This window comes from Paraburkholderia sp. BCC1885 (genome assembly GCF_900996235.1).
Taxonomy (GTDB): Bacteria; Pseudomonadota; Gammaproteobacteria; order Burkholderiales; family Burkholderiaceae; genus Paraburkholderia.
On record NZ_CAAJGM010000208.1, the window covers coordinates 527797 to 544239 of the forward strand.

The window sequence follows — 16443 nt, forward strand, 5'->3', positions numbered from 1 at the left end:
GCGCAGGCGTAGCCACCAGAGGATTCAGGGGTAATTACATGCTAAAAGTTACAAAAGCGGTATTTCCGGTAGCAGGTCTTGGCACCCGGTTCCTCCCCGCCACCAAGGCGAGCCCGAAGGAAATGCTGCCCATCGTCGACAAGCCACTGATCCAGTACGCGGTCGAAGAAGCCATGGCCGCCGGCATCACCGAGATGATTTTCGTCACGGGGCGCAGCAAGCGCGCCATCGAAGACCACTTCGACAAGTCGTATGAGATCGAAGCCGAACTCGAAGCGCGCGGCAAAGACAAGCTGCTGGAACTCGTGCGCAGCATCAAGCCGAGCCATGTCGACTGCTTCTACGTGCGCCAGCCGGAAGCGCTCGGCCTCGGCCACGCAGTGATGTGCGCCGAAAAGCTGGTGGGCGACAATCCGTTCGCCGTGATCCTCGCGGACGACTTGCTGTACGGCAAGCCGCCCGTGATGGCGCAGATGATCGAGGTGTTCGACCACTATCACAGCTCGGTGATCGGCGTGGAAGAAATCCCCCATTCGGAAACGAAGTCATACGGCATCGTCGACGGCAAGGAATGGGAGGATTCGATCATCAAGATGTCGGGCATCGTCGAAAAGCCGGCGCCGGAAGTCGCGCCGTCGAACCTCGGCGTGGTGGGCCGCTACGTGCTCAAACCGCGGATTTTCGAACATCTGCGCGCCCTGAAGCCGGGCGCCGGCGGCGAACTGCAATTGACGGACGCGATCCAGTCGCTGCTCGCCGACGAACAGGTTCTCGCCTACAAGTATCACGGCACGCGTTTCGACTGCGGCAGCAAGCTCGGCTATCTGAAGGCAACAGTGGAATTTGCGCTGCGCCATCCGGAAGTCGCAGCGGATTTCGAAGAGTATCTGCGCACGCGCTCGCCGGTGCTGGAAGGCTGAGTGTTTGCTTGAAGGTGTGAACGGTCAGCCAGGCGCCGCGGAGGTACGAGCGGCGCGTAGCGGGAACCGGCGAAGGCGCTGTCGCCCAGCATAGCGGGCCACGGCGCCTTTTGTTTTAGCCGTTGGGTTTGGGCTTGGATTTGCGTTTGCGTTTGCGTTTGCGTTTGCGTTTGCGTTTGCGTTTGCGTTTGCGTTTGCGTTTGCGTTTGCGTTTGCGTTTGCGTTTGCGTTTGCGTTTGCGTTTGCGTTTGCGTTTGCGCTGCGCAACCGCAAACCAGGCGGGCGGCATACGTTACCCGCCGCCTACCCGCGCCAAAATAGTATATTGAGCGACAGCCTCAGCCGCCGTACCCGCTTCATCATCAAAGACGGATAAATCGGAGCCCCCTATGCCGAACGAACGGCACTCAAGCAATACGATCCTGCATTGGACCGACGAATGGGTTGCCTCTGTCTCCGACTATTCGATTTTCGCTATTTCTCCCGACGGCCGGATTCTCACCTGGAACGCAGGCGCGGCGGCGATCCACGGCTATCAGCCCGACGAAATCGTCGGCCGTCCGCTCGATGTCCTGTATACGGAAGAAGACCGCAAAGATAACGTGGCGGCGAATGGCCTCGAAATCGCCCGGCGCACCGGCCGTCACGACACGGAAGGCTGGCGGCTTCACAAAGACGGCACGCAGTTCTGGGCCAGCGTGGTTATCAACAGCCTGCATGATGCGGACGGGCAACTGACCGGTTTCGTGAAAATCGTCCGCGACATGACGGATAAAAAAGCCGCCCACGAGGCCGTGCTCGAAAGCGAGCGGCGCTTTCGCATGCTGGTCCACGGCGTCACCGATTACGCGATCTTCATGCTCTCGCCGCAAGGCATGGTCACCAACTGGAACTCCGGCGCCCGGCGCATCAAGGGCTATACGGCGGAAGAGATCATCGGTTCGCACTTTTCGCGCTTTTATCTGCCCGAGGACGCCGCGACCGGACTGCCGCAGCGCGGCCTCGACGCCGCCGCGAAAGACGGCCGCTTCGAAGCGGAAGGATGGCGCGTCCGCAAGGACGGCACGCGCTTCTGGGCGCACGTCGTGATCGACGCGATTCGCGAGGACGACGGCACGCTGGCCGGCTTCGCCAAGATCACCCGCGACATCACCGAGCGGATGGAATCGAACCGCCTGCTCGAAGATGCCCGCAAGGCGCTGTTCCAGTCGCAAAAGATGGAGGCCATCGGCAAGTTGACGGGCGGCGTGGCGCACGACTTCAACAACGTCCTGCAAGTCCTGCGCGGCAACCTCGAACTGCTGGAGCGGCGCCATGCCAGCGACAGCTGGACTCGCGAACGGCTCGACAAGGCCATCGACGCCGTCGAACGCGGCGCCAAACTCGCCTCGCAACTGCTCGCCTTCGGCCGTCAGCAGCCCTTGCAGCCGGTGGTGATCAATCTCGCTGCGGCGATCCGCGGCATGGACGACCTCCTGCGGCGGGCGCTGGGCGAGACGATCGAGGTGGAGACCGTGGTCTCGGGCGGTCTGTGGAACACCTTCGTGGACATCCATCAGCTCGAAAACGTGATCCTCAATCTGGCGATCAACGCCCGCGACGCGATGGCGGACGGCGGCAAGCTGACCATGGAACTCGCCAACGCGATGCTCGACGACCAATACGTCGCCGGCCTGCCCGAGGTGCCCGCCGGCCAGTACGTCCTGCTGGCCGTCACCGACACCGGCACGGGCATGCCGCCCGACGTGGTCGAACGGGCATTCGAGCCGTTCTTCACGACCAAACCGGAAGGCCAGGGCACTGGCCTCGGCCTCGCCACCGCCTACGGCTTCGTCAAGCAAAGCGGTGGCCACGCGCGCATCTACAGCGAGCTGGGACACGGCACGACCGTCAGGATCTACCTGCCGCGCTCGACCGAAACCGCCGTCGAACCGCCGCCGCGAACGAGCGTGAAGCTGCGCGGCGGCACGGAGACGATTCTCGTGGTGGAAGACGACCCGAAGGTGCAGTCGACGGTGGTCGACACCTTATCGGGCCTCGGCTACAGCGTGTTGAAGGCGGACGGCACCGAGCAGGCGCTGATGGTGATTCGCAGCGGCGTCCATATCGATCTGCTGTTTACCGACGTCGTCATGCCCGGCTTGCCGCGCAGTCCCGAAATGGCCGCCCAGGCGGTGCAGCTTCTGCCCCGTCTGAAAGTGCTGTTCACGTCCGGCTACACGCAAAACGCGATCGTGCACGGCGGGCGGCTGGACCCCGGCGTCGAATTGCTGAGCAAGCCCTATAGCCGCGAACAGCTCGCCTCGAAGATTCGCCAGATGCTACGCACGCCCGGCACGCCCATCCCCCTTACGGACACGCTGCAGCCGCCAGCAAGCGCGCCCGCGACGAGACTGCGTGTGCTGCTGGTGGACGACGATCTGGCCTTGCTGGAAGCCACGAGCGAACTGATCAGGATGCTTGGCCACGAGCCGGCACAAACCGGTTCACCGGACGACGCGCTACGCCAGCTTGGCGAGCAGGCTTTCGATGTCTTGCTCGCGGATCTCAGTCTTCCCGGCAAATCCGGTATCGAACTCGCGGAAAAAGCGGTGCAATTGCGGCCGGCATTGCGCGTGATCTTCGCTTCGGGGCACGAGATGACCGATGTGCCTGACCTGACGTTCCGCTGGAAGGCGTTGCGCAAGCCCTATACGCTGGACGAACTGAGCAAGGTGCTCAACAGTTCGCGGCCCTGATCGACAGGCGGGAGACGGCGTCGCGCTCAGCGGCGGCGCATCAGAAACACGAACACTTTGTCGTGAGTCGAAACTTCGACGATCTCGTTGCCGGTCTGCTTGGCGAACGCGGCGAAATCGCGTTGCGAGCCGGGGTCGGTGGCGAGCACCTTGAGAATCTGGCCGCTTTCCATGTCGGCGAGCGCTTTTTTGGCGCGCAAAATGGGGAGCGGACAGTTCAGCCCGCGCGCATCGACTTCCTTGTGAACCTGAGTTTGCATCGACGATGACCTTCGGGATGAGGCGCCGCAACGGCGCCGGACAGAGGGTCAAATTCTACCGCAGCCGTCATCTCCACGCCGGTGCCGCGCGGGTATGACGGTTATCGCAGAAGCGCGTCGATCACGCGGTGTTTGCGGCGCGCGCTTGTCTCGTCTGCGCGGGCCCGTCAGGCCTACCAGGCCCGTTATCAGGCGCATAGCCTCGCTGGGCCGCCAGCCGGCAGCCCAGCCTTACAACGTCACCGCCTGGCCCGTTTGCAACGATTCCCGCAGCGCGCTGCCGATCCGCGTCGCTTCCAGCGCGTCGGCCAGCGTCGCGCCCGCGGACGCCCCGCCCTGCACCGCCACAACGAAGGCGCGCGCCTCGTACAAAAACGCGTCTTCGAAGCGATCGAAGAAGGTTGGCGTGCATTCGTTGCGAATCCCGCTGGCGTCCGCAATTTCGACCCGGTTCAGACGCGGATTGTGGCCAATCGTCAAAGCGCCCGCCGTGCCGATCACTTCGCTGCCCGTGTCGTTGCCGTGCGCCATGGTGCGCGAGGCATAGAACATCGCGAGGCGGCCGCCTTCGAACTCGCAGATCGCCACGCCGTTGTCGACGTCGCCGAATTCGCGCAGTCCTTCGTGCAGCGCAATCGTGCCGCTGGCGAACACGCGTTTGGCGCGTGGCTTGCCGAGCAGCCAACGGGCCACGTCGATGTCGTGCACCGTGCAGTCGAGAAAAATCCCGCCCGAGGTCGGCGCGAAGCGCACGAAGAAACCGTCGGGATCGTTCTTGTCGGTAGTCTGCGAGCGCACCATGAACGGCCGGCCAATCACCCCCGCGGCGATCTTGTCGAACGCGTCGCGGTAGCTCGGATCGAAGCGGCGCATGAAACCGATGGTCGCCTGCAGATGCGGCCGCTGCTGCGCCTCGGCCAGCACGCGCTCGCATTCCGCCAGATCGAGCGACAGCGGCTTCTCGCAGAACACATGCTTGCCTGCGCGCAAGGCATCGATAATCTGCTGCGCGTGCAACGCCGAAGGCGTGACGAGCCACACGGCGTCGACCTCGCGGTCTTCGAGCAAGGCGGCATAGTCCTCGTAGAGGCGCGGCGCGGGCAACGCCTCGCTCGCCCATGCCAGTTCCTCTGCAACCGGACTGCACGCCGCCACCAGCGCCGCGCCCGGCACCCGATAAGCCAGGTTCTCGGCGTGACGCTTGCCGAGCCGCCCGAGCCCGACCACGCCCACTCGCACCGGCTGACGATTCGACGTAGCGGCCATCACGCCCCCTCGCCGAGACGCACCGGCCGTCCTTCGCGCCACGAACGCGTCGCCGCCTCGGCCAGTTCCAGCGCCTTCAGGCCGTCCGCCACCGTCGTGCGCACCGGCTTGCCCTGCGTGACTGCTTCGAAGAAATGCGCGATTTCCGCCGCGTAGGCCGCGCGGTAGCGTTCGAGGAAGAAGGCTTCGGGGACGTCGCTCGATACTTCCGTTTTCGAATACGCCACCACTTCCGTGGGCCGCACGTTACCGGCCTGCAGCATGCCCGTACTGCCAAGGACTTCGAAACGTTGGTCGTAGCCATACGCCGCGCGCCGCGCCGTGTTGATCTGGCATAGGCGCCCGCTCTTCGTGCGGATCGTCACCGCCGTGGCGTCGATATCGCCTGCTTCGGCGATCGCCGGGTCGCTCAGGCAGCTGCCGGTGGCATCCAGCGTCTCGGCTTCGTCGTCGAGAATCCAGCGGAAAATGTCGAAGTCGTGGATCAGCATGTCCTTGAAAATGCCGCCCGAATGCTTGATGTATTCGACCGGCGGCGCACCCGGATCGCGGCTCGTCACGATCAGCATTTCCGGCGTGCCGATCTCGCCCGCGTCGATGCGCGCTTTCAATGCCGCAAAGGTCGGATCGAAACGGCGCTGAAAGCCGATCATGCACACCACGCCCGCTTTCGCCACCGCGTCCGCGCAGGCTCGTGCGCGCTCGAGCGTCAGGTCCACCGGCTTCTCGCAGAAAATATGCTTCTTTTGCGCCGTGGATTTCAGAATCAGGTCCGCGTGGGTGTCCGTGCTCGAACAGATCACCGTGGCGCCGATCGAGGCATCGCCCATCGCGCCGTCGATATCCGCCACCTGTGCGCCGTGCAGGGCCGCGAGCGAATTCGCCGCGTCCCGGTTCACGTCCACCACATATTTGAGCCGCACGCCCGGTTGCCGCGCGAGATTGGCCGCGTGAATCCGGCCGATGCGCCCGGCGCCGAACACGGCTACGTCGATTGTCTTGCCTGCCACGTCAGTCATCGTATCCTCCAGTGTCTTTCGATTCTTCTACGTTTAATTCCAGCTTGTACGCAAGCGCGATGAACAGCGCCTGGCACAGGCAGATGGTGCTGGTCAGCGAGCGGAACGCGAACGCGCTCCCCTCCTTCACATAAAGTTGCGTGGTGGCGTAGCGTGCGAGCGGCGACAACTGGCTGTCGCTGATCACCAGCGTCTTTGCCTGATGGTGATGCGCCACTCGTAAGCAGTACTGCGTTTCTTTGCCGTAGGGTGCGAAGCTGATCGCAATGACCACGTCGCCTTTGCGAACGCTGCGAATCTGTTCGCGATACATGCCGCCGAAGCCCGAGACCAGATGCACGCGCTTGGGCGTGTGCTGCAACGCGTAGACGATGTAGCTCGCCACCGGAAACGACCGCCGCACGCCGACCACGTAGATATTGTCGGCCTGCTGCAGCATTTTCACGGCGGCGTCGAATTCCTTGTCGTCGAGACCCGCTTCGAGTTCTTCGAGACCGCCGCGCGAAGCCGCGATGAATTCTCGCGCCACCGAACCGCCCGACAGCGCACCCGGCTTCTCGTCGATCAGCTTGCGAATGCGTTGCTGATAACTCGGCGACGAGGTGCCGTGGCCGGTATACGCCTGACGAAACACCGCCTGCAGATCCGAGAAACCCGAAAAGCCGAAGCGCTGCGCAAACCGGACCACCGCCGAGGGATGCACGCCGCAACTCGCGGCGATGTCGCTGGTGCGATCGACCATGACGCTGGAACGATGCTGCTCGATATACGTTGCGACGCTCTTCAACTGACGCGGCAACGACTCGTAGTTTTCCGCGATGCGCTGCATCAAATCTTCGACACTCGACAACTCTTCCGTACCGTCTTCCGCCATGGCTCTTCCTTTACCGCTTTATTGCGCTGCAAAACGGCGCCCACATAGGCTCCGCGCATTGCACTGACGCTGCCGATTATAGGCAGGCGCTTCGTCAAATGGAACATATTTTCCATTTTTCTTTGTCATGAAATTTTCATTGCAACACGGCAAAAGTTGGCCTACTCTTGGTTTTGAGCGATGGCGATGCGAGCTGCGTGAAAACGCTAAGAGGGCTTGCAGGTATGAAGAAAGCCAGACGCTCCCTTCAATAACGAAGACCGAGAAAGGTGGAGACAATGAGACTTTGCAATGGCAAGGCAACGCTGAAGATTCTGGTAGCGGCACTGGCACTCACGGCGGGCCTGGCCGCCACGACCGCGGCCCGCGCGGCCGATGCGCACTTCGTGTTGATCAGCCACGCGCCGGATTCCGATTCCTGGTGGAACACCATCAAGAACGCCATCAAACAGGCCGACGAAGATTTCAACGTCGAGACCGACTACCGCAACCCGCCTAACGGCGACATCGCCGACATGGCGCGCCTGATCGAACAGGCGGCCGCGCGCAACTACGATGGCGTGATCGTCACCATTGCCGACTTCGACGTGCTGAAGGGCTCCATCGGCAAGGTCACCGAAAAGCACATTCCGCTCGTCACGATCAATTCGGGCACCGAACAGCAGAGCGCGGATCTGGGCGCGGTCATGCATATCGGCCAACCGGAATATACGGCGGGCAAGGCCGCCGGCGAAAAGGCCAAGGCGGCCGGCGTCAAATCGTTCCTGTGCGTGAATCACTACGCCACCAATCCGGCTTCGTTCGAACGCTGCCGAGGCTTTGCCGACGCGCTCGGCGTCGACTTCAAGACCTCCACGCTCGACGCCGGCACGGACCCGACCGGCGTCCAGTCGAAAGTGAGCGCGTATCTGCGCAATCACCCGGATACCGGCGGCGTGCTCGCACTCGGCCCGCTCTCGGCTGCGCCGACCATCAAGGCCGTGCAGCAGATGGGCCTCGCCGGCAAGATCTGGTTCGCCACCTTCGACTTCGACGATGACATCGCCAAGGCCATCAAGGACGGCACGATCAAGTTCGCCATCGACCAGCAGCCCTATCTGCAGGGTTATATCGCGGTAGCCGTGCTGGCCATCGTCAAGCACGACCACACCACCGACCCGGTCAAGATCCGCCAGATCCTTCAGGCCAATCCGAAGTTCCAGGCACGTCTGTCCACCTACGGTCTCGCCCCTTCCTATGGACCGCGCAATATCGGCTCAGGCCCGGGCTTCATTACGAAGGAGAACGTCGACAAGGTGATCCAGTACGCTGGTCAGTATCGCTAAGCAATGTCGCATTGAGTTCGGGTACGGGGCCAACGCGGCCCTGTACCGGCAGGCCCGAGGGGAAGCGCGCCGCCAGCGGCGCACCCGCCGCCCTTCGCAATGTGTCAGCCGCACTTCATTTGCATTTCATCTGCATCAAGCGCCTTCAGGCGCAGCGTCGTCACGGCGCCTGCGCCGGCGCATCAAGGAGAGCTTCAATGGGCGTCGCCAACCCTTTCCACGCCAAACATCACCCTTCCGACCAGGACGCGGCCAACGCCGCGGCGTCCGGCCCCGCTGCGGCGGCAGACGAACGGGTGCGTCGCGAATCGTGGTTCAAACACCTGCTGAGCCGGCCGGAATTCGCCGCCCTTGCCGGCACCGTGATGGTGTTCCTGGTGTTCGGGCTCTCGGCCGGCAATTCCGGCATGTTCAATCTCGACGGCGTGATGAACTGGTCGCAGGTCGCCGCCTACCTCGGCATCATCTCGGTGGGCGCGTGTCTGCTGATGATCGCCGGTGAGTTCGACCTTTCGATCGGTTCGATGATCGGCTTCTCCGGCATGATGGTCGCACTGCCGACGATGTACTTCCACTGGCCGATCGCCTTGTCCATCGTGTTCGCGTTCGCCGGTTCCATGCTGCTCGGCGCGCTGAACGGCTACCTCGTGATGCGCACGCGGCTGCCCTCCTTCATCGTGACGCTGGCGTTCCTGTTTATTCTGCGCGGCCTCACGCTCGCACTCTCGGTGATGTTTGCGGACCGCACCATCATTTCGGGGGTCGGCGACGTCGCCGCGCACGATTGGCTCGCGCATGCCCTGTTCCAGGGTGTCGCATTCAAGGGCCTCTTCACCTGGCTTGGACATATCGGCGTGGTCAAGCTGCTCGACAGCGGCCTGCCTCTCGTCCCCGGGATTCCGAAAGTGATCCTCTGGTGGTTCGCGCTCGCGGCGATCTGCGCCTTCGTCCTCGCCAAAACGCAGTTCGGCAACTGGATCTTCGCCGTGGGCGGCGACTCCAATGCGGCGAAGAATGTCGGCGTACCGGTGCGTCGCGTGAAGATTTCGCTGTTCGTGCTGACCGCGTTCTGCTCCTGCCTCTATTCGGTCCTGCAGGTGTGCGACATCGGTTCAGCAGCGGCGGATCGCGGCCTGCAGGCGGAATTCGAAGCCATCATCGCGGCGGTGATCGGCGGCACCTTGCTGACCGGCGGCTATGGCTCGGTGGTTGGCGCATCGTTCGGAGCACTGATCTTCGGTGTCGTGCAGATCGGCATTACCTATACGAACATCGATTCGGACTGGTTCCGCGTTTTCCTCGGCGCGATGCTGCTGTTCGCGGTGCTGTTCAACCACTACGTGCGCAGCCGCGTCGCGGCGGCCCGCTAAGCGAGAGTCCATCATGAACACTCCATTGAATCCCACGGCTGATACGGCAGCTTCGCAAGCAACTGTCAAAACGCAGCCCGCGGACGGCGACTATATCCTCGCGCTCGAAAACGTCAGCCGCTACTTCGGCAACGTGATTGCGCTGAAGGACATCACTTTGCGCTTAAGGCGCGGCGAAGTGCATTGCCTGCTGGGCGACAACGGCGCCGGCAAATCCACGCTGATCAAGACGCTCGCAGGCGTGCATCAGCCGAGCGAAGGCACTTATCTGGTCGACGGCAAGCCGGTGCGTTTCACCTCGCCCAAAGACGCGCTCGACCTCGGTATCGCCACCGTTTATCAGGATCTTGCATTGGTGCCGCTGCTGTCGGTGGCGCGCAATTTCTTCATGGGACGCGAGCCGCAGAAAAAACTGTTTGGCTTTATCAACGTGATGGATCTCGACCATTGCGCCAGCGCCTCGCGCGACAAGCTCGCGGAAATGGGCATCAACGTGCGCGACCCGCATCAGCCGATCGGCACGATGTCGGGCGGCGAAAAGCAATGCCTAGCGATTGCGCGGGCGATTCACTTTGGCGCCCGCGTGCTGATTCTCGACGAACCGACGGCGGCGCTCGGCGTGAAGCAGAGTTTCAACGTGCTGAAGCTGATCCACACTGCGCGCGCCAAAGGCATCTCGGTGATCTTCATCACGCACAACGTGCATCACGCGTATCCGATCGGCGATTCGTTCACGCTGCTCAATCGCGGCAAGTCGCTCGGCACCTTCACCAAGGACACCATCAGCAAGGACGAAGTGCTCGACATGATGGCCGGCGGTGCCGAGATGCAGAAGATGATCGGCGAACTCGAAGGCGCGACGATCTGATCCGCGCCATGCAGCGGATGCACGGCCCATGCCCCGCAGCAGCCGCGTTTCACCCTTGCCGCCAAGTCACGCGTTAGGACATACAGGACATTCCATGGCTCTCACCAGCACCCCCACGCCGTCCGTTGCCGGCCGCTTCGCGCCGGACCGCAGCCGCGACATCATCTGCCTTGGCCGGCTCGCGGTGGATCTTTACGCCCAACAGGTCGGCGCCCGTCTCGAGGACGTATCGAGCTTCGCCAAATATCTCGGCGGCTCGTCGGCGAATATCGCGTTCGGTTGCGCGCGACTCGGGCTTGCTTCGGCGATGCTCGCGCGCGTCGGCAACGACCATATGGGCCGCTTTCTCACCGAAACGCTCAGCAAGGAAGGTTGCGACATCAGCCACGTGCGCGTCGACCATGAACGCCTGACCGCGCTCGTGATACTGGGCCTGAAAGACCGCGACACCTTCCCGCTGATTTTCTACCGCGAAAACTGCGCCGATATGGCCGTCGATGAAGCCGATTTCGACGAAGCATTCATCGCTTCATCGAAAGCCCTGCTGATCACCGGCACGCACTTCTCCACCGAGCAGGTCAACCGTACCAGCCGCCGCGCGCTCGATCACGCGCGCCGCCACAACGTGCGCACGGTGCTCGATATCGACTACCGTCCAGTGCTGTGGGGACTCACCGGCAAGGCCGACGGCGAGACCCGTTTCGTGGCCAATGAAGATGTCACGGCACACCTCCAGCGCATTTTGCCGTTGATCGATCTGGTGATCGGCACCGAAGAAGAATTCCGCATTGCCGGCGGCAAGGCGGAATTGATCGACGCCCTCGCGATGGTGCGCGCCGTCACGCCCGCGACGCTGGTGGTCAAGCGCGGCCCGCTCGGCTGCCAGATCATCGACGGCGCCGTGCCGGCCTCGCTCGACGACGCGCCGCTTCACGGCGGTGTCGAAGTGGAAGTGCTGAACGTGCTTGGCGCGGGCGATGCCTTCGCCTCCGGCTTTCTCTCCGGCTGGCTGCGCGACGAACCGCTCGAAGCGTGCGCGCGCGCCGCGAATGCCAGCGGCGCGCTGGTGGTGTCGCGCCATGGCTGTGCCCCGGCAATGCCGACGCCCGCCGAGCTCGACTACTTCCTCTCCGAAGCGAAAGCCGATCCGCAGCGCATGCGCCGCCCCGATCGCGATGCGAAACTCGCGCGGCTACATCGTGTCTCTCCGGCCCGCAAGCAATGGGACGAAGTGCTCGGCTTCGCGTTCGATCACCGCAACCAGCTTTTCGATCTGGCCCAGCAGACCGGCGCGGACGAAGCGCGCATCGCCCGCCTCAAGAGCCTGTTCGTCGAAGCCGTCGCGCAGACCGAGAGCGCGCTTGATCTGCAGGGACGCATCGGAGTCCTGATCGATGACCGCTACGGCCAGGACGCATTGAACGCTGCGACAGGACGTGGCTGGTGGATCGGCCGTCCGGTGGAGTTGCCGGGCTCGGTGCCGCTGGTATTCGACCACGGACGCTCGATCGGCACCTCGCTGATCGCCTGGCCGCAGGAACACGTCGTGAAATGCCTCGTGCAGTTTCATCCCGACGAGCCCATCGAGCAACGCCTCGAACAGGAAGCGCAATTGCGCGCCCTGTACGACGCCACCCAGGCGAGCGGTCATGAACTGCTGCTCGAAGTGATTCCACCCAGGCACGCGCATCTGCCGAACGGTTCGGACACGGTGTATCGCGCATTGAAACGTCTGTACAACATCGGCATCTATCCGGAGTGGTGGAAGCTGGAGCCGATGGAAGCAGCGCAGTGGCAAGCCGTCGATGCATTGATCGCCGAACGCGATCCGTACTGCCGTGGCGTGGTGCTGCTCGGCTTATCCGCTGCGGTCGAACAGCTTAACGAGGGCTTCCGGGCGGCGGCGCAGTCGGCTACCTGCCGCGGCTTCACGGTGGGCCGGACGATTTTCCACGAGCCGAGCCATGCGTGGCTCGCCGGCTCCATCAGCGACGACGAACTGATCTCGCGCGTGCGGCAGACCTTCGAAACATTGATCGAATCGTGGCGCGCCACGCGCGGCAGTGCCGCGCCGCACGGCGCCACACCGCAACCCATTCACCAGGAGCAAGCTGCATGAACCAGCGCATCTTGCATCACGATACGAGTCCCGCCTTTTCCGCATCGGCATCTGCGGCGCCGGCCGCGGGTACCGTGCGGCTGACCATGGCGCAGGCGATGATCCGCTACCTCGCGGCGCAGCGCGTCAGGACCGAGGACGGCGCCGGCATCGAGCCGCTGTTCGGCGGCGTCTTCGCGATCTTCGGTCACGGCAACGTGGCGGGGATCGGCGAGGCGCTGTACCAGCATCGCAAGGAATTGCCGACACTGCGCGCACACAACGAGCAGGCCATGGCACACAGCGCGATCGCCTACGCGAAGGCGCATTTCCGGCGCAGGATGATGGCGGTCACCACGTCGATCGGCCCTGGCGCGACGAATCTGCTGACCGCTGCGGCCCTCGCGCACGTGAACCGCCTGCCGGTTCTGCTGTTGCCCGGCGACGTCTTCATCACGCGTGCGCCGGACCCGGTGCTGCAGCAGGTCGAGGACTTCAACGACGGCGGCATCTCCGCCAACGACGCGTTCAAGCCGGTCTCGCGCTACTTCGATCGCATCGTGCATCCCGCGCAATTGCTGACGGCGCTGCCACGCGCGATTCGCGTGCTGACCGACGCCGCGTTGTGCGGACCGGTCACGCTTGCTTTGCCGCAGGACATCCAGGCCACCGCATGGGATTTCCCGGCGGAGTTCTTTGAACCGCGCGTCATCAACTTTCATGCTCCTGCACCGGTTGTCGAAGAGATCAGCGCCGCGGTCGAGCGCTTGCGTCAAGCAAGGCGGCCGATGATCGTCGCCGGCGGCGGCGTGCTGTACGGCCACGCAACCCATGCGCTGCAGGCGTTCGCGAGCGCGTATGGGATCCCTGTGGCGGAGACCCAGGCCGGCAAGGGCTCGCTCGCCTGGAACGATCCGCTCAACACGGGCGCGCTCGGCGTGACCGGCTCGCCCGCGGCAAACGCCCTCGCGCACGACGCCGATTGCGTGCTCGCCATCGGCACCCGTTTGCAGGACTTCACGACGGGCTCGAACACGCTGTTCACCCAGGCCGACGTGATTGGCATCAATGCGAATGCCTTCGACGGCCTCAAGCATCGCGGCCAGGTCGTGGAGGCCGATGCGCGCCTCGCGCTCGGCGCGCTCACCACCGAACTCAGCGGCTGGCGCGCCGATCCGGGCTGGACCGCGCGGGCGCAAAAGCTCGCCGCCGACTGGCGCGACACCGTGGGCATGCTCACGCACGCGCCGCAACACGAATCCGTGCTGCCTTACGACGCGGACGTGATCGGCGCGGTGCAACGCTCGAGCGCCACCTCGGCGACGGACGACATCGTCGTTTGCGCGGCAGGCACGCTGCCCGCCGAATTGCACAAGCTATGGCGCGCGGGCCGTCCCGGTGCGTATCACGTCGAATACGGCTATTCGTGCATGGGCTACGAGATCGCCGGCGGTCTCGGTGCGAAACTGGCGCGGCCCGAGCGCGACGTGATCGTGATGGTGGGCGACGGCAGTTACCTGATGCTGAACAGCGAGATCGCCACTTCGGTGATGCTCGGCGCCAAGCTGATCATTGTCGTGCTCGACAATCGCGGCTACGGTTGCATCAATCGACTACAACAGGCTTGTGGCGGCGCGCCGTTCAACAACATGTTCGACGATTGCGAGCAGGGTCCGCTCGGCGCACCACCGGTCGACTTTGCCGCTCACGCGCGCGCGCTCGGCGCGCAGTCCGAACACGTCGCCAACGTGGCCGAACTCGAAGCCGCGCTGCAACGTGCGCGCGCCGCCGATCGCACCTATCTGATCAGCATCGACACCGACGCCGCCCGCACCACCGACGACGGCGGCTGGTGGTGGGAAGTGGCCGTGCCGGAAGTGTCGCCGCGCGAAGGCGTGCGCGCTGCGCGTGCGCAATACGAAACCCATCTTGCCGAGCGCGCCAGGGCCGCCGGCGACGCCAAACATGATTGAGGACGCTGGCATGACTCAGTTCGAAGTACGCATCGGCATCAACCCGCTGTCGTGGATGAACGACGACCTGCCCTCGCTCGGCGGCGAAACGCCGCTCGAAGTCGCGCTGACCGAAGGACGCGAAATCGGCTACGACGGCTTCGAGCTCGGCAACAAGTTTCCGCGCGAACCGCAGGCGCTGAAAACACTGCTCGCGCAATACGACCTGGCGCTCGTCTCCGGCTGGTACTCGGGACGGCTCGCGCGCGGCAGCGTCGCGGACGAAATCGCCGCCGTGGATGCACATCTGGAATTGCTGTCGCGCAACGGCGCGACGGTGATGGTGTACGGCGAAGTGGCCGATTCGATCCAGGGCGCGGCGCAACCGCTCTACCAGCGCCCGCGTTTCTTCAGCGACGCGCAATGGGACGCCTACGCCGCGCGTGTGGACGAATTCGCCCGCTATACGCTGAGTCGCGGCGTGCGACTGGCATACCATCATCACATGGGCGCGTATGTGGAAACACCCGCTGACGTCGACAAATTGATGGCGCGCACGAGCGACGCCGTCGGCCTGCTGTTCGACGCGGGACACATCACGTTCGCAGGCGGCAACCCCGTAGAAGTGCTCGATAAACACATCGGACGAGTCTGTCATGTCCATTGCAAAGACGTGCGGCCCGCGGTGATGAAACTCGCGCGCAACCGCAACTGGAGCTTTCTGGACTCGGTGATCAACGGGGCGTTTACGGTTCCGGGCGACGGCGCGGTCGACTTCCCGAGCATCATTGCTCGCCTGAAACGGCATGGTTATCGCGGTTGGCTGGTGGTGGAAGCCGAACAGGATCCGGTGATCGCCAGGTCGTACCCCTATGCACAGAAGGGATACCAGACGTTGCGCGCGCTAGTGGATGCACCGCTCGATGCCGGCACGTCTGCAACGAAGGAGGCAGCATGAGTTTGCTAGTGAAGGCACAGCGCGAGGGCCAGACGATCGCGCGAGTCACACCGGAGACGGCGGCATGGCGCTACGTGGGTTTTGCGGCTTACCGCATGAACACGGATGAGGTGGTGCACGTCTTCGAGCCGGCACGCGAAGTGTGCATCGTGGTGTTGGCAGGCGCGGTGGATGTGGAAACGGCCGACCAGAAATGGAGCAGCCTGGGTTCACGCGACAGCGTGTTCGAAGACGCCGCACCGTATGCGGTGTATCTACCGCCAGGCTTGCGCACGACGGTGCGGGCGCTGCGCGATGCGGAAGTGGGCGTAGCGAGCGCACCAGCCAAAGGCGGCTTCCCGGCCCGATTGATCGAGCCCTCGCAGATGAATCGCTCGACGCGCGGCAAGGGTCTGAATACGCGCTACGTATGCGATATCTTGCCTCAGACTGAGGCAGCGGAGTCTTTACTGGTGGTGGAGGTTCGCACGCCGGGCGGACATGCTTCGAGCTATCCGCCGCATAAACACGACACCGACAACGTGCCGGCCGAGAGTTCGCTTGAGGAGACTTACTATCATCGGCTCAATCCGCCACAGGGGTTTGCTTTTCAGCGCGTGTATACCGATTCGCGCGATATCGATGAGTCCATGGCGGTTGAGAATCACGACGTGGTGATGGTGCCGCGTGGGTATCATCCGGTTGTTGTTCCTTATGGATATGATTCGTACTACTTGAATGTTATGGCCGGGAAGCAGAGGGTCTGGCATTTTAAGAACGATCCGGCGCACGAGTGGATTATCAATAGGGAGTGAG

13 protein-coding genes are annotated in these 16443 nt (G+C 63.5%); 9 read left to right on the plus strand and 4 right to left on the minus strand.

Annotated features, from left to right (window positions below):
- Positions 1 to 38: 38 nt before the first annotated feature.
- The gene (gene galU, locus FQ755_RS20930; protein WP_074263933.1) at positions 39 to 920 is read left to right on the plus strand and encodes a UTP--glucose-1-phosphate uridylyltransferase GalU; all 882 of its coding nucleotides are present in this window, start codon (positions 39 to 41) and stop codon (positions 918 to 920) included.
- Between the two features lie 389 nt (positions 921 to 1309).
- The gene (locus tag FQ755_RS20940) at positions 1310 to 3658 is read left to right on the plus strand and encodes a PAS domain S-box protein (protein WP_144156687.1); all 2349 of its coding nucleotides are present in this window, start codon (positions 1310 to 1312) and stop codon (positions 3656 to 3658) included.
- Between the two features lie 26 nt (positions 3659 to 3684).
- On the opposite strand, the gene FQ755_RS20945 is transcribed toward FQ755_RS20940, so the two are convergent.
- From FQ755_RS20945 to FQ755_RS20960, 4 genes are all read right to left on the minus strand, one after another.
- The gene (locus FQ755_RS20945; protein ID WP_144156688.1) at positions 3685 to 3918 is read right to left on the minus strand and encodes a sulfurtransferase TusA family protein; all 234 of its coding nucleotides are present in this window, start codon (positions 3916 to 3918) and stop codon (positions 3685 to 3687) included.
- Between the two features lie 231 nt (positions 3919 to 4149).
- A complete protein-coding gene (locus FQ755_RS20950) occupies positions 4150 to 5184 on the minus strand; it encodes a Gfo/Idh/MocA family oxidoreductase (RefSeq protein WP_144156689.1) in 1035 nt (344 codons plus the stop codon).
- Positions 5184 to 6203 carry an inositol 2-dehydrogenase gene (gene iolG / locus FQ755_RS20955; RefSeq protein WP_144156690.1) on the minus strand — a complete coding sequence of 340 codons (1020 nt, stop codon included), beginning with the start codon at positions 6201 to 6203 and terminating at the stop codon, positions 5184 to 5186. Before iolG ends, FQ755_RS20950 begins: the two co-directional genes overlap by 1 nt.
- Entirely contained in the window at positions 6196 to 7077 is an 882-nt protein-coding gene (locus tag FQ755_RS20960; protein ID WP_144156691.1) for a MurR/RpiR family transcriptional regulator, read from the minus strand. The genes iolG and FQ755_RS20960 overlap by 8 nt, the downstream gene beginning before the upstream one ends.
- 278 nt (positions 7078 to 7355) lie before the next feature.
- Here FQ755_RS20960 and FQ755_RS20965 point away from each other — a divergent pair, with 278 nt between their 5' ends.
- The 7 genes from FQ755_RS20965 to iolB all read left to right on the plus strand — a co-directional run bounded on the left by FQ755_RS20965 (position 7356) and on the right by iolB (position 16442).
- Positions 7356 to 8402, plus strand: coding sequence for a sugar ABC transporter substrate-binding protein (locus FQ755_RS20965; protein WP_144156692.1), 1047 nt, complete (start codon positions 7356 to 7358; stop codon positions 8400 to 8402).
- Between the two features lie 197 nt (positions 8403 to 8599).
- Positions 8600 to 9772 carry an ABC transporter permease gene (locus FQ755_RS20970; protein WP_144156693.1) on the plus strand — a complete coding sequence of 391 codons (1173 nt, stop codon included), beginning with the start codon at positions 8600 to 8602 and terminating at the stop codon, positions 9770 to 9772.
- 13 nt (positions 9773 to 9785) lie between these two features.
- The gene (locus tag FQ755_RS20975; RefSeq protein ID WP_260858734.1) at positions 9786 to 10640 is read left to right on the plus strand and encodes an ATP-binding cassette domain-containing protein; all 855 of its coding nucleotides are present in this window, start codon (positions 9786 to 9788) and stop codon (positions 10638 to 10640) included.
- Positions 10641 to 10734: 94 nt separating this feature from the next.
- Complete coding sequence (iolC, locus tag FQ755_RS20980) at positions 10735 to 12759, plus strand: bifunctional 5-dehydro-2-deoxygluconokinase/5-dehydro-2-deoxyphosphogluconate aldolase (protein ID WP_144156694.1); 2025 nt, start codon at positions 10735 to 10737, stop codon at positions 12757 to 12759.
- A complete protein-coding gene (iolD, locus tag FQ755_RS20985; protein ID WP_144156695.1) occupies positions 12756 to 14711 on the plus strand; it encodes a 3D-(3,5/4)-trihydroxycyclohexane-1,2-dione acylhydrolase (decyclizing) in 1956 nt (651 codons plus the stop codon). The genes iolC and iolD overlap by 4 nt, the downstream gene beginning before the upstream one ends.
- Positions 14712 to 14721: 10 nt before the next feature.
- A complete protein-coding gene (gene iolE, locus FQ755_RS20990; RefSeq protein WP_144156696.1) occupies positions 14722 to 15648 on the plus strand; it encodes a myo-inosose-2 dehydratase in 927 nt (308 codons plus the stop codon).
- The gene (gene iolB, locus FQ755_RS20995; protein WP_144156697.1) at positions 15645 to 16442 is read left to right on the plus strand and encodes a 5-deoxy-glucuronate isomerase; all 798 of its coding nucleotides are present in this window, start codon (positions 15645 to 15647) and stop codon (positions 16440 to 16442) included. Before iolE ends, iolB begins: the two co-directional genes overlap by 4 nt.
- The last annotated feature ends 1 nt before the right edge of the window (position 16443 follow it).

Coding starts and splice junctions, on each gene's coding strand:
- FQ755_RS20965 (WP_144156692.1), top strand. CDS start 7,356: ATGAGACTTTGCAATGGCAAGGCAACGCTGAAGATTCTGGTAGCGGCA.
- FQ755_RS20940 (WP_144156687.1), top strand. CDS start 1,310: ATGCCGAACGAACGGCACTCAAGCAATACGATCCTGCATTGGACCGAC.
- FQ755_RS20945 (WP_144156688.1), bottom strand. CDS start 3,918: ATGCAAACTCAGGTTCACAAGGAAGTCGATGCGCGCGGGCTGAACTGT.
- galU (WP_074263933.1), top strand. CDS start 39: ATGCTAAAAGTTACAAAAGCGGTATTTCCGGTAGCAGGTCTTGGCACC.
- iolC (WP_144156694.1), top strand. CDS start 10,735: ATGGCTCTCACCAGCACCCCCACGCCGTCCGTTGCCGGCCGCTTCGCG.
- FQ755_RS20975 (WP_260858734.1), top strand. CDS start 9,786: ATGAACACTCCATTGAATCCCACGGCTGATACGGCAGCTTCGCAAGCA.
- iolD (WP_144156695.1), top strand. CDS start 12,756: ATGAACCAGCGCATCTTGCATCACGATACGAGTCCCGCCTTTTCCGCA.
- FQ755_RS20960 (WP_144156691.1), bottom strand. CDS start 7,077: ATGGCGGAAGACGGTACGGAAGAGTTGTCGAGTGTCGAAGATTTGATG.
- iolB (WP_144156697.1), top strand. CDS start 15,645: ATGAGTTTGCTAGTGAAGGCACAGCGCGAGGGCCAGACGATCGCGCGA.
- FQ755_RS20950 (WP_144156689.1), bottom strand. CDS start 5,184: ATGGCCGCTACGTCGAATCGTCAGCCGGTGCGAGTGGGCGTGGTCGGG.
- iolE (WP_144156696.1), top strand. CDS start 14,722: ATGACTCAGTTCGAAGTACGCATCGGCATCAACCCGCTGTCGTGGATG.
- FQ755_RS20970 (WP_144156693.1), top strand. CDS start 8,600: ATGGGCGTCGCCAACCCTTTCCACGCCAAACATCACCCTTCCGACCAG.
- iolG (WP_144156690.1), bottom strand. CDS start 6,203: ATGACTGACGTGGCAGGCAAGACAATCGACGTAGCCGTGTTCGGCGCC.